The sequence below is a fragment of the Synechococcus sp. BL107 genome (assembly GCF_000153805.1).
GTDB lineage: Bacteria > Cyanobacteriota > Cyanobacteriia > PCC-6307 > Cyanobiaceae > Parasynechococcus.
The window spans coordinates 768,874-781,253 of sequence record NZ_DS022298.1 but is presented as its reverse complement, the minus strand read 5'-3'; the positions used below and the strand labels follow the sequence as shown (position 1 = coordinate 781,253).

Here is a 12,380-nt window from a genome sequence, read left to right as displayed (position 1 = left end):
CAGGATCATGAAATCGGATTCAATCCATGGACTACAAGAGCGCAGGTGTTGATGTAGAAGCTGGACGTGCTTTTGTTCAGCGCATCAAAGCGTCTGTAGAAGCCACCCACCGCCCAGAAGTAGTTGGGGGTCTCGGCGGATTTGGTGGCCTCATGCGTCTTCCAACTGGCCTGCGCAAACCCCTTCTGGTTTCCGGGACGGACGGAGTCGGCACCAAGCTGGAGCTTGCCCAAAACCATCACTGCCACCACGGGGTGGGCATTGATCTTGTGGCGATGTGCGTCAACGACGTGATCACGTCTGGAGCCGCTCCCTTGTTTTTTCTCGACTACATGGCGACTGGGGCTCTTAGCCCAACCGCCATGGCCGAAGTGGTCGAGGGAATCGCAGATGGCTGCCGTCAGAGCGGTTGTGCACTACTTGGAGGCGAAACAGCTGAAATGCCAGGGTTTTACCCCAAAGGGAGATACGACCTCGCCGGCTTCTGCGTTGCCGTTGTCGAGGAAGACGACCTCATCGATGGACGATCCATTTCACCGGGGGATCGCATCATCGGGATTGCCAGCAGTGGAGTGCACAGCAACGGATTCAGCCTCGTCAGGAAGGTTTTGGAGAAGGAAGGCATCAACGAAACCACCCAATACGGCCCTGATCACCGACGACTCCTCAACGACCTTCTCGCTCCAACAACGCTCTACGCCTCATTGGTTCAACAACTCCTCAGCAACGCCATCAGGATCCATGGCATGGCCCACATCACTGGTGGGGGATTGCCTGAAAATTTGCCCCGCTGTCTGCCAGAGGGCACGACGGCCAAAATCGAGGCTGAAGCATGGCCTCGATCTCCTTTATTTCAGTGGCTGCAGTCCGCAGGAGCGATTCCAGAACGCGATCTTTGGCATACGTTCAATATGGGAATCGGGTTCTGCCTCGTCGTACCAAGAGAAGCGGAACCAACTGCCTTGGATGTTTGTCGTTTGAACAACCACCAGGCATGGGTCATTGGTGAAGTGCTGAAGGCCCCTGCAGGGGAGCATTCAGCCTTACAAGGACTACCCAGCTAATTGCATCAGTTTCCAACCTGGTTGGATTTCAGCTCTCGACAGCTCAATCAAGTCAATAATGTTGTGTGAGCACATCGGACGATTTTCCGATAGCAACGCCGATACATCGTCTTTTTCTATGCCATTTGATAAGCCACAGCGCCTTACTCGGCGTCGCTCATCGGCGGGCCCCGTACCCCCTAGACGTCCCCTTGAGTCTGGCCCAGGCCACCGGCAGAGTCCGCGCCCAACGTTTTTAACGCTTCGGGACCACGGAAAAGTGTTTGTGGCAGACATGCCACATTTGTCTGACGGCCAGTTATCCCATATTCATAAGGAAGCCGACGAAGTTTTCACCAGCCTTGAACGTCGAATCCAAGAGCTGGAACAAGAACTCAGCCACAGCCCGCAAGACCGAGACACATTGATCAAAGCGTCGACTAAACGCGATGTGACTCGGCGTTTTTTGCGAGCCATCCAAGAAGAGCAAGAGCAACGGCGTAACAATCCCGCCATCCGACATGCAGCGGGTGAATCTCTTCCCCGAACGTTTCTTGAAGTTGCACGCCACCGCTTACCCGGCGCCACCTTCGATTCACTGCTCCAAGAAGCGCTCACGGCATGCGAACAACAACAAGCTGCCGCAGCTGAGGCTGAAGCAGAGACACCGGCTACAGAAAAGGTCGTACCCATTCGAGTCGACAGCGACAGCCTGCCAGTGGTGGTAAGCCCAGCGCCCGAGTCAGTATCGGAAGCCTGAACCCAGACACTTCAACGGCTTTGAAACGGATTGGAGGGCATGCGGGCGATGCAGCGCTCCCTCGCTTGCGTGAGTGCAAAGCATTCAGCATCCGATAACTGCCAGGTGAGTGCCGCAGCCACATCCATTGCTTGCCGAGGCGATCGAAGACCTGGAATTGGCGATGTTCCAGTGGCTCGACACCAATTCAAGGCCACCTGAACCATCGATACCCCCCGTTCCTGCGCGATAGCTGCAAGCAGCTGCCTGATTTGAAGACTGTCCGGCAAGAGTCGGCGAAACAATCGTTGGCGCACCCAGGTCGATGGCCGAGGTGTCTGGCCCGGCTTACAGCCCAGCACCCCAAAGGCCAAAGGGCTATAAGCCAACACTTCAATATCCAGCGACTGACAAAGATCCAACAACTCTTGCGCTTGTGCCACTCCCGGAGACAACAACGACCATTGGATTTGGACACTGCGCAGCTTGACCCCTCGCTCCCTCAGCCGGGTCTCCATCCAACGCAAACGGCGAGGCCCCACATTCGACACCCCCAGCTCGTCCACTTGCTGAGCCTGAACCAGATCGGCCAAGCCATCCAGGAGCGCCGCCTCCTGCCAAGGCGCATACCGCGCTGTACTCCAGTGCAATTGCACCCGCTTCAAATGGCCACGCAATCGCTCCCGACTAGCATCAAAAGCGCGATTCAGCCCCCTTCGGCCCTGGCGCCAGGGAAAGGGAGCCAACTTGGTCGCCACCACTAATTGGGAACGACGCGATGCCGGCAGAGCATCAATAAAGCCTCCAAGAAGACTTTCGCTGCGGCCATTTAAACGACCCGTACCGTAGGAATCGGCCGTGTCGATGAGATTCAAACCTGAGCTGAGAGCCTGGCGAAACGTGGCAGCTAGGCGCCCATCATCTGCGTTTGGGTCATACCCCCATACAAATTCGTTGCCCCAGGCCCAGGTTCCAAAACCGATGCTGTTCAACCGGCACGAGCCTCTGCCAGCCATGATCACCTTCCCGAATCAAATTTTTGATGTCTGACCACAAAGCGTCGGAATCATCTCCGTGCCTCTCACCCCAAACCGCAGATGAAATCGCGCCAGCGGAGGTCGAACGAATTCTGTGCAACCACTGCCGTCGCACAGCAAACAACGGAATCCGTTGCTTGGGTATGTGCGTTGCAGACAACGACTACTAAATGGAAGAGACCGTCGAAGCCAAGGGCAATTTTGAAGCGTTGATGAAACGCGTGAATCCCAAGGAGATTTGGGAGACTGGAATCAATGAAACGGTGCCCAGCCGTTAAACCGATTGTGTTGTCGAACGAAAGACCACCCAAACAGCAAACGTTGCGACTCGTTCGGTCGATCTTGAAAAAGGCGGCACCCAGATTCGAACTGGGGATAAAGGATTTGCAATCCTCTGCCTTACCACTTGGCCATGCCGCCGCAGGGGAACGTCTAGTCCCTCAAAAGGATCGTATCAGCCATGGTTCAACAGCACTTCTGGTGATCTGCAACGGCCATGGAGAAGATCTCATCGCCCTGCGCATCCTGGAGGCGGTCCATCGCCTCAAACCTCAACTTCCATTGGAAGTGATGCCTCTGGTGGGCCAAGGGAGAGCCTTTACAGCAGCGGTGAAGGCAGGTTGGCTGCAACGGATTGGTCCAACAGCAACTCTGCCAAGTGGGGGGTTCAGCAACCAAAGCCTGCGGGGCTTGCTACGAGATCTTGGAGCGGGATTACCGCTCTTGAGCTGGGGTCAATGGCAACTCGTTCAACGACGGGCTCAGCAAGGACGCTTTCTGGTCGCCGTTGGGGATCTTTTACCTCTGCTGATGGCCTGGGCCAGTGGCGCTGGTTTTGGATTCATTGGAACGCCAAAAAGCGATTACACCTGGCGAAGCGGTCCTGGCCGACATCTGAGCGATCGATATCACCGCCTGAAGGGCAGTGAATGGGATCCCTGGGAATGGATGTTGATGCGCTCCAAGCGGTGCCAATGGGTTGCGATGCGTGATCAACTCACAGCCCGAGGACTGCGTCGCCATCGGGTGGCGGCCCAAGCGCCCGGCAATCCAATGATGGATGGCCTCCAACGACGGACGATTCCGACAGCACTTCAGCGGTGCCGAAGAGTGCTTGTGTTGTGTGGAAGCCGAATGCCTGAAGCCCAGGCGAACTTTGATCGTTTGCTGAGGGCGATCAATCTGGTGAATTCAGCGGTGCCGATGGCTTTCCTTGTCGCAGCGGGAGCCGAACCCTCAGAGGACGGGTTTCAAAGAAGCTTGGAACAGCTGGGCTTCAGGCAAAGTTTGCCTCCATCCGATCAACTCAACGCAGAAAGCTGTTGGGTGAAGGGCCCCTGCATGCTGCTCATTGGACGATCCTGTTTTGAAAGCTGGAGCGGCTGGGCTGAAGTGGGCCTTGCCACGGCTGGAACAGCCACGGAACAGCTGGTAGGCCTTGGCATTCCAGCCCTTTCATTACCGGGTCCCGGCCCCCAATTCAAGACAAGCTTTGCGCGCAGGCAAAGTCGATTACTTGGCGGCTCAGTTCAGCCTTATTCATCCCCGATTGCGCTGGCAACGGCCCTCGAACATCTTCTTGCAGACGCAGATTTGCGCAGGAGGCTGGGCCAGATTGGCCAGCGGCGCATGGGAGCATCAGGGGGTAGCGATCGGCTCGCCAGGCTGATCCTTGATCACCTGCACTGATACTGAGGAGCCCGAGAAGAGAGCGATGGCGTCGATCCAAGATCCGGTATACGTAAAACTCTGCGCCCAGCTCGCCAGCAAACTCAGCATCAGCTTGGCGAGTGCTCGGCGCCAAGTGGATCAAGCCGCCGCCAAAGAGGGGAAGCGTGATGTGGAGACGCGTCGGTTGCTTGTCCAGTCGATGTTGGATGCCCTCGATAAGAGTGGCAGCGAAAGTGCTGCGACCCTTGACGATCTACTCAAAGACAGTGAGGGCAACAGCAATTTCATCCTTGAGGACTAACGACCAGATCGAGCTCAATGCTCAAAGGTTTGGTTAAACCGCATCCGATCCAATTCAGCTATTACGGGAATACAGGTGAAACAGCGCTGCGCCAACTCCCAGCGCCCCTCCCGACGCAACATCGTTTCCAGCTGATTTCTCGCTGGGAGTAAGTAGCGAACATCGTTAGCGGCGTAGGCGAGCTGCACATCAGTGAGCTCATCAACCCGTCCCCAATCGCTGCTCTGAGCTCCCTTATCGAGTTCGACTCCCACCAACTCCATCACCAAGTCCTTCAATCCGTGTCGTGGGGTGTATGTCCGTCCCAAACGGCTGCCCACCTTGGTGCAAAACAAGGGCTGAACAGCAATATCAAGCCCAGCCGCAAGGGCAGCCACATCGAAGCGAGCGAAGTGAAACACCTTCTCCACGGATGCGGCCTCAAACAAACGCTGAAGGTTGGGGGCAGTGGATTGACCCAGACCGATCCGCACGCACGCGACACGATCTTGCGCATCAGCGATCTGAACCAAACAAAGGCGATCGCGGCCATGGATCAGACCCATGGCTTCGGTATCGACCGCAAGACTGGGCATTTGGAGATATCGCTCCGTCCAAGACGCATCCAAGTCCCCATCGAACACAGCGAACTCGGCAGGAATGGAAGGAGAACCGGCCATGGACCCAGCAGATGAATCAACCCAGTCTCGCCGGCGGAGATCTGAAAATCCAAGCCAATCCCTCTTGAAACTCAAAATGAGATCGACTTTGATGGGGGAAGTGTGTTCCTCGTCGTGTTCTCTCGTCGCAAGCCCTCACGCACCTGCCTCGCAGACATCGAACAGTACTTTCATCAGCCACCACCACAGTTCCTCGATCTGGAACTCGCGGTGTGCTGGATTTTGGAATGCCTTCTCAAGGACGACAGTTACCCCTCCTGTCTCCTGCAGAAGCTGATCCAAGCCGAACCCCAATTACGACTGTCTGAGACTGTGCTTCAACAGGCTTTGGACTTCCTTGAGCAACAAGGATCGATCAGCAGCTACACCCAACGCTGCCCATCAAGGGGCCGCCCACGCCGGATGTTGCACCTACAAGCTTCAGCACGCAACGAAGCCGAACGCCTGATGGGCCCATGGAGAACATGGCTGGATTCCCATCGATTCGCATTGAACTGAATCGAAACGGTCCCCCTTCGAAACGGTCCCCCTTAGAAAGGGGGCATCGAATTGAGGGGGATCCATGCCGTCGGGTTTCCAGTCCGTCCTGCTGCTCACAATCCTCCTAGCCATTGGTCTGGTGTTTTTCTTGCGCGCTGCCAGCAAGGACCGCACAACTGTGGTGGATATCACTTCACCGCAATCTCCACTGGCCGTTCTGGAAGGACTCAGCAACTGGCTGGAACAACGCGGCTGGAGCCGCAATGGCGGCGACGCAGAACGACAGGTTCTTCGCTTTCAAGGACAGGTGGCCTCAAGCCAACCCCTCGCCATTTTGCTGTCCATTCTTGGCACCATCGGCTCAGCCTGCTTCGGATTGGTACTGCAGCAGCTAGCGCCCCAACTGGCCTGGTGGTCGCTTCTACCGCTCGTGGGCCTAGGCCCTCTTGCTGGCGTGATCTACAGCAGCCGCGCTGCGCGCACGGAAACGCTGGAATTGCGCCTACTGGATGCACCAGCCCAGGGAGGAAGCGCCTTGCGGTTGCGAGCGCACCGGGATGAATTAATTGCAATTGAACTCGAACTGGCCGAGTCGCTCCAGCTTGCGAGTGATGGATCCCTGCTGACATCACCCATCTAAACCATGCCTTTCCCGAACTGGATGCGTCGCCCAACCATCTCTGTTCCGCTGTCCATCAGCGTTTTGGCCTTCACGGGGATGGGCTGTCATCAGGCTCACAGCCAACAAAATTGGTTACCCGTGGCGAAGCCTGTAACCCCGCAACGCCTTGGATCCGACCTCAACAACTGCCCGCTGGCAGCGAATCCGGATCCCTTGCTGGGCCGCCGCACCAAACAGTCCGGACGGTGGGTCGGTCGAGGGGCAGTGCCGTCAACCACCCCGATCGTGGTGATGGCAGGCCATGCCGACTCTCAAAACCTGGGTAGTGCTGGAACGCCTGGCTATGCCGTTGACGTCCGCAAACAGCCGCCAATGGACGGCTCCATGCGTGACGAGCTCTACTGGAATCTGCAAGTGCAAAACGCCGTTGTGCGTCTCGGACGGGAGCGAGGTCTGAACATCACCTCGTATGTCCCGCCCTCACTCACCATCCGAGATGACAACGACCCCAGAACCAATTGGTCGCAAGCTCGCGTTCGCTCCGGCAAGGGGCACTACATCCTTGAAATTCACTTCGATGCCTACAGCCCCTACGGATTTGGTTCGGGACTGATCCCCGCCCTTAATCGCCCTCTGAATGAGCTGGATGAGTCCATCGCCCAGTCTTTTGGACGCTTCCCCAGATTGTTTCGAGGCGGTCTTGGAGGCCCTCGACGCGGAATCGGCATTCTTGAGATAGGGATGCTCGAGCCTCCGTTGGAGCAAAAACTTCGCGATCAAACAACACGAGCCCAGACCATTGAATGCCTGGGTGCAAGGGTCGTTAACGCTCTGATGAAAGGGGTTAGTTGATCGCCTGATGAGGCCGGCAACGATCTTCAAGCGATGGATCGCCCAACCAATCTTGGGGAGTCGTGAACAAGTCCGTTAAAAGGGCTTCGCGAGAGCCAGCCTCAGCGGTATACCCGTACTCCCAACGCACCAGTGGTGGCAACGACATCAGGATCGATTCCGTCCGACCGTTGGTTTGGAGTCCAAAAATCGTGCCGCGATCCCACACAAGGTTGAACTCCACATAGCGACCACGGCGGTAGAGCTGAAAATCCCGCTCGCGATCGCCATAGGACGTCGCATGGCGCTTTTCGACAATCGGTGCATAGGACGGCAAAAATGCTCTGCCATTGGCCTGACCAAGGCTGAACAGTTGTTCCCAACTCAGCGGGGTTGCACCCAGTTCCGATGAAACCTTGGCTGCTGCCCCTGTTGGATCCTGCCCCTTGTAGAGCGTTCCTCTCGAATCCTGGTAGTCATAAAAAATTCCACCAACACCACGGGTTTCATTGCGGTGTTTCAAGTAAAAGTATTCGTCGCACCATGGCTTAAACACCTTGTGCAGGTTGGGATGCACAGAATTGCAGGCCTGTTGATGGGTGCGATGGAAGTGACGTGCATCGTCGAGAAAGGGGTAATAAGGCGTGAGATCCGCTCCACCTCCAAACCACCAGACGGGACCAGCCTCGAAATACCGGTAATTGAGATGCACCGTCGGGATATAGGGATTACGGGGATGCAGCACCATCGACGTCCCGGTGGCAAACCAAGGATGTCCCTTGGCTTCTGGCCGTTGTTTCAGGATTGAGGGCGGTAACTCGTTTCCCTGAACCTCAGAGAAATTCACACCCCCCTGCTCAAACACCCGCCCTTCGCGCATCACGCGCGAGCGGCCACCTCCACCCTCAGGGCGAACCCAACTTTCTTCTTGGAATCGCCCCTCCCCATCCAGTGCCTCAAGACCCGCGCAGATTTCGTCTTGCAATCCCATCACCATCGAACGGGCCCGATCCCGCGAATCGGTGGGCGGCAGCTCCAGCTGGGGCGTGGATTGATCGTTCTCCTGGCGTCCGAGAACGCGGCGAATCAGGGCGCGGACCATTCCTTCAAAATGAAACCAGTGAAAAAACTTAAACAGGTCAGACCAGGCCACGACAAGACACCGTGAGGGTCTGTCATGGGAGCCCCCCTAGAATTTGAACCTGATCAGAGCAACAGATGACATCGGCCGAGCAGGCGACCAGGGCGCTCGAACAGATCAAAGACGCTGGAAGCGGCAAAACCACACTGGAACTTGGCTGGATTGATCAGGTCCGCATTACTCCGCCACGGGCAGTCTTTCGTCTCAATCTTCCTGGGTTTGCCCAAAGCCAGCGTGAACGTATTGCCGCTGAAGCTCGCGAGCTTTTGATGGGTCTTGAGGGAATCAACGACGTCCAAATTGAAGTGGGTCAAGCGCCCACTCCCAGCCAGGGCAGCATCGGCCAGGCGGGCCATGGTCAACCGGCTGAACGCCAATCGATTCCAGGTGTTCGTCAAGTCATCGCGGTTAGCAGCGGCAAAGGGGGCGTCGGCAAAAGCACGGTGGCCGTCAATCTCGCCTGCGCTTTGGCTCAACAAGGATTGAAGGTTGGCCTTTTAGATGCAGACATCTACGGCCCCAACGCTCCCACCATGCTGGGGATCGCCAACCAAACACCTGAAGTCACCGGCAGCGGAGACACGCAAAGAATCAAGCCGATTGAGAGTTGCGGCATCGCCATGGTGTCCATGGGACTCCTCATCGATGAGCATCAGCCAGTGATCTGGCGAGGGCCGATGCTGAATGGCATCATCCGCCAGTTTTTGTACCAGGCGGAATGGGGTGAACGGGACGTTCTCGTCGTGGATCTTCCGCCAGGTACCGGAGACGCACAGCTGTCCCTGGCTCAAGCGGTCCCCATGGCAGGCGTGATCATCGTGACGACGCCTCAACTGGTGTCGTTACAAGATGCCCGCCGTGGCTTAGCGATGTTTCGACAACTGGGGATCCCAGTTTTAGGTGTCGTTGAAAACATGAGCGCTTTCATTCCCCCCGACATGCCCGATCGGCGATACGCCCTATTCGGCAGTGGCGGAGGGCGTCGACTGGCCGATGACTATGACGTGCCGTTGTTGGCCCAAGTTCCGATGGAGATGCCCGTCCAGGAAGGTGGTGACAGCGGCAGTCCAATTGTGATCAGCCGCAGCAGCTCTGCGAGTGCAAAGGAGTTCACAGCCCTTGCCGAACGGGTTCAGCAACAGGTCGCGACGCCGGCCTGAGCATGTTCGCCAGGAATCCCCGCCAAAAACCTCAACGGGAGTGGATTCTTTGGGGGTTACCGATCGGCATGGTCGCCATTGCTGGTCTTCTCATTGCGAGCACTCAGCGCCAAGCGGACTACGCGGATTGGTACCACCACTGGATTACGGCGGGCGTCGGCGTTGTCGTGGCGTTCATCCTCGAGCGCTTACCGCTCCAGCGGCTTAAACCATTTCTCCTTCCAATCTTCGGGCTCACCGTCGCCAGCCTGGTTGCGGTTCGCCTCATTGGCACCACCGCCCTTGGCGCCCAACGCTGGATCAGCATTGGAGGCATTCATGTTCAACCCTCGGAATTCGCCAAAATTGCGGCGATTCTTCTGCTTGCCGCTGTGCTTTCAAAGCATCCAGTGGAACGACCGGTGGATGTCTTACGCCCGCTTGGGGTGATCTCAATTCCGTGGCTACTGGTTTTCATCCAGCCCGATCTCGGCACCTCCCTCGTTTTCGGGGCCCTGATGTTGACGATGCTCTATTGGTCTGGAATGCCCATTGAGTGGGTCATTTTGCTCCTATCCCCGCTCGTAACAGCTCTATTCGCCGGCATTTTTCCGTGGGCGATGGTCATCTGGATCCCATTGATGGCACTGCTGGCCTATCGGTCGTTGCCCTGGAAACGCTTCGCTTCAACCATCACGATCGCGATCCATGGAGCCATGGCCATCGTGACTCCATGGCTATGGATGCATGGTTTAAAGGACTATCAACGCGACAGGCTCGTGCTGTTTCTTGATCCCAGTCAAGATCCCCTAGGTGGTGGATACCACCTCCTGCAAAGCACCGTAGGCATTGGATCTGGAGGCCTATTTGGGGCAGGACTGTTGCAGGGTCAACTCACAAAACTGAGATTCATACCTGAACAACACACCGATTTCATCTTTAGTGCTCTCGGAGAAGAAACCGGCTTTATCGGGTGCCTTCTCGTTGTTCTGGGCTTTGCTTTATTGATGGCACGATTGCTTCAAGTCGCCAGACATGCGCGCAGTGATTTCGAATCTCTCGTGGTAATCGGCATCGGCACGATGCTGATGTTCCAAGTGGTTGTGAACATCTTTATGACCATCGGCCTTGGTCCTGTGACTGGAATTCCCTTGCCATTCCTGAGCTATGGACGCTCAGCGATGGTCGTGAATTTCATTTCCTTGGGACTGTGCCTCTCGGTGGTCCGCGAAAGCCGTCGCTCCTTCGCTGGCCTCCGTTGAGCTCACCCACCTTCACCGACCTGCGGAAGCGACTTGCCGAAGGAGTGCACCCTGGACAATGCGACGAGATCGGTGTTCGCCGCCTGTGGTGGGCGGCCCTGGACACCCTCCAACAGGAACTGATTCGCCTCAACGTCAGCCAAGGGATCTGGCTCGCAGCCCCCCTTCCAGCGCTACATGAACCCGAGCTCCTTCAACATCTCCAGGGATGGGTTTGGGCGCCAGAACATCTCGATCAATTGAGACGCGGGGTGGCGGCGCTACCGGCTCGCCTAGGACTCCCCATCAAAGGGGGAATGGAAGCTAGAGGCGAGGGGCTTTTCAACTACCAACGCCTTGCCTTGCGCCACGACGATGGCCAAGACCCTGTGCTTTTGGTCATCACACCTTGCTTGCAGGTGGCGTTGGCTCTGCATGGAGAACCGCAGCAACGTCAATTGCTGATGCGCTGCGACCCCACCAGCTTGGGCGACGTTTTGTCTCTGCTCGGACGACGCTTAAAAGATCAATCTCCAAACGATGCGGAGCAACTTCATGCCGCCCTGGAAGCCCTGGGGCCTCTCCACAGTGATGACGATTTCACAGGGCGATTTTGGCCCAGCATCGCTGAACGGCTGACGGTGTCTGCGCCTGCGCTGATGCTGCAACCCGTTGTCTCCCCAGCAACAAAACCAGAGAACGCCTCAGACGACCTCAACTTGCTGGAAGCACTGACCCATGAGGTGCGAACGCCTCTGGCCACGATCCGCACATTGATCCGTTCCTTAGTCCGTCGCAAGGATCTGCCAGACCTGGTGATGAAACGCCTCAAACAAATTGATGTGGAATGCAGTGAACAGATCGATCGATTTGGATTGATTTTTCATGCTGCGGAACTCCAACGTCAGCCCACTGAAGCCAACTTGGCCCACACCGATCTGGAGTCGATTCTGCGCAGCTTGGCGCCGGGTTGGAGCGAGCAACTCAAGCGACGCGAAATCAGCCTGAGCCTGGATTTGGATCGCGGCTTACCCACTGTGATGAGTGACTCCCACCGCTTGGAAGCCATGTTGGGCGGCTTGATTGACCGGAGCAGCCGCGGCCTCCCGGGAGGAAGCGAATTACACCTTGGACTTCAAGCCGCAGGAGCGCGCGTAAAGCTCCAACTCCATGTGGTTCTGCCGGGCAGTGCCACAAGCCCAGCCAATGCTTCTCCGGCCAGGGAGGAGCTGGGCACTGTGTTGAGTTGGGATCCAACGACGGGAAGCCTTCAACTCAGTCAAGACGCCACCCGACAAATGATGGCGAGCCTGGGAGGTCGGTATCAACCCCGTCGAGACCGAGATCTCACCGTATTTTTTCCGGTCCAGAGCGACGCTGATTGATCCCAAACCATCGCGTTTGTTCAGGGGTGTGAAGCTTGCTATCGGCCCACGAATTACGGTCTGATCGCGGTGCTACTTTTCAAATCAATCA

Annotated in this window: 13 protein-coding genes and 1 tRNA gene; 10 read left to right on the top strand and 4 right to left on the bottom strand. The window is 56.8% G+C overall.

Annotated features, from left to right (window positions below; translation table 11 throughout):
• The first annotated feature begins 26 nt into the window (after nt 1-26).
• Together purM and BL107_RS03920 are read left to right on the top strand one after the other, a co-directional pair.
• Entirely contained in the window at nt 27-1,064 is a 1,038-nt protein-coding gene (gene purM / locus BL107_RS03925; protein WP_009788976.1) for a phosphoribosylformylglycinamidine cyclo-ligase, read from the top strand.
• Between the two features lie 118 nt (nt 1,065-1,182).
• Entirely contained in the window at nt 1,183-1,803 is a 621-nt protein-coding gene (locus BL107_RS03920) for a hypothetical protein (RefSeq protein ID WP_037988031.1), read from the top strand.
• Nucleotides 1,804-1,814: 11 nt separating this feature from the next.
• Here the strand turns inward: BL107_RS03920 and BL107_RS03915 are convergent, their stop codons facing one another.
• Nucleotides 1,815-2,798, bottom strand: coding sequence for an aldo/keto reductase (locus BL107_RS03915; protein ID WP_037988030.1), 984 nt, complete (start codon nt 2,796-2,798; stop codon nt 1,815-1,817).
• 370 nt (nt 2,799-3,168) lie between these two features.
• A tRNA-Cys gene (locus BL107_RS03910) sits at nt 3,169-3,239 on the bottom strand.
• 60 nt (nt 3,240-3,299) lie between these two features.
• Between BL107_RS03910 and BL107_RS03905 the strand changes: the two genes are divergently transcribed.
• Nucleotides 3,300-4,508 (top strand): lipid-A-disaccharide synthase-related protein, encoded by a 1,209-nt coding sequence (locus tag BL107_RS03905; RefSeq protein WP_037988733.1) that lies wholly within the window; start codon nt 3,300-3,302, stop codon nt 4,506-4,508.
• A gap of 25 nt (nt 4,509-4,533) precedes the next feature.
• Nucleotides 4,534-4,791 carry a hypothetical protein gene (locus tag BL107_RS03900; RefSeq protein ID WP_009788970.1) on the top strand — a complete coding sequence of 86 codons (258 nt, stop codon included), beginning with the start codon at nt 4,534-4,536 and terminating at the stop codon, nt 4,789-4,791.
• A gap of 14 nt (nt 4,792-4,805) precedes the next feature.
• On the opposite strand, the gene BL107_RS03895 is transcribed toward BL107_RS03900, so the two are convergent.
• Nucleotides 4,806-5,450 (bottom strand): ribonuclease D, encoded by a 645-nt coding sequence (locus BL107_RS03895; RefSeq protein WP_009788969.1) that lies wholly within the window; start codon nt 5,448-5,450, stop codon nt 4,806-4,808.
• Nucleotides 5,451-5,552: 102 nt separating this feature from the next.
• Here BL107_RS03895 and BL107_RS03890 point away from each other — a divergent pair, with 102 nt between their 5' ends.
• From BL107_RS03890 to BL107_RS03880, 3 genes are all read left to right on the top strand, one after another.
• Nucleotides 5,553-5,948 (top strand): helix-turn-helix transcriptional regulator, encoded by a 396-nt coding sequence (locus BL107_RS03890; RefSeq protein ID WP_009788968.1) that lies wholly within the window; start codon nt 5,553-5,555, stop codon nt 5,946-5,948.
• Nucleotides 5,949-6,012: 64 nt separating this feature from the next.
• Nucleotides 6,013-6,570: a cofactor assembly of complex C subunit B gene (locus BL107_RS03885; RefSeq protein WP_009788967.1), complete on the top strand. Its 558-nt coding sequence runs from the start codon at nt 6,013-6,015 to the stop codon at nt 6,568-6,570.
• 3 nt (nt 6,571-6,573) lie between these two features.
• Nucleotides 6,574-7,404, top strand: coding sequence for a hypothetical protein (locus BL107_RS03880; RefSeq protein WP_037988027.1), 831 nt, complete (start codon nt 6,574-6,576; stop codon nt 7,402-7,404).
• Here BL107_RS03880 and hemF read toward each other — a convergent pair.
• Nucleotides 7,397-8,485 (bottom strand): oxygen-dependent coproporphyrinogen oxidase, encoded by a 1,089-nt coding sequence (gene hemF / locus BL107_RS03875; RefSeq protein WP_037988024.1) that lies wholly within the window; start codon nt 8,483-8,485, stop codon nt 7,397-7,399. The genes BL107_RS03880 and hemF overlap by 8 nt on opposite strands.
• Before the next feature lie 116 nt (nt 8,486-8,601).
• On the opposite strand from hemF, the gene BL107_RS03870 reads away from it, so the two are divergent.
• Genes BL107_RS03870 through BL107_RS03860 form a run of 3 tightly spaced genes read left to right on the top strand, consistent with a single transcriptional unit; the run spans nt 8,602 to nt 12,289 of the window.
• The gene (locus tag BL107_RS03870; protein WP_009788964.1) at nt 8,602-9,684 is read left to right on the top strand and encodes an Mrp/NBP35 family ATP-binding protein; all 1,083 of its coding nucleotides are present in this window, start codon (nt 8,602-8,604) and stop codon (nt 9,682-9,684) included.
• Nucleotides 9,685-9,686: 2 nt separating this feature from the next.
• Complete coding sequence (rodA, locus tag BL107_RS03865) at nt 9,687-10,925, top strand: rod shape-determining protein RodA (RefSeq protein WP_009788963.1); 1,239 nt, start codon at nt 9,687-9,689, stop codon at nt 10,923-10,925.
• Nucleotides 10,922-12,289: a sensor histidine kinase KdpD gene (locus BL107_RS03860; RefSeq protein ID WP_009788962.1), complete on the top strand. Its 1,368-nt coding sequence runs from the start codon at nt 10,922-10,924 to the stop codon at nt 12,287-12,289. The genes rodA and BL107_RS03860 overlap by 4 nt, the downstream gene beginning before the upstream one ends.
• Nucleotides 12,290-12,380 lie beyond the last annotated feature (91 nt).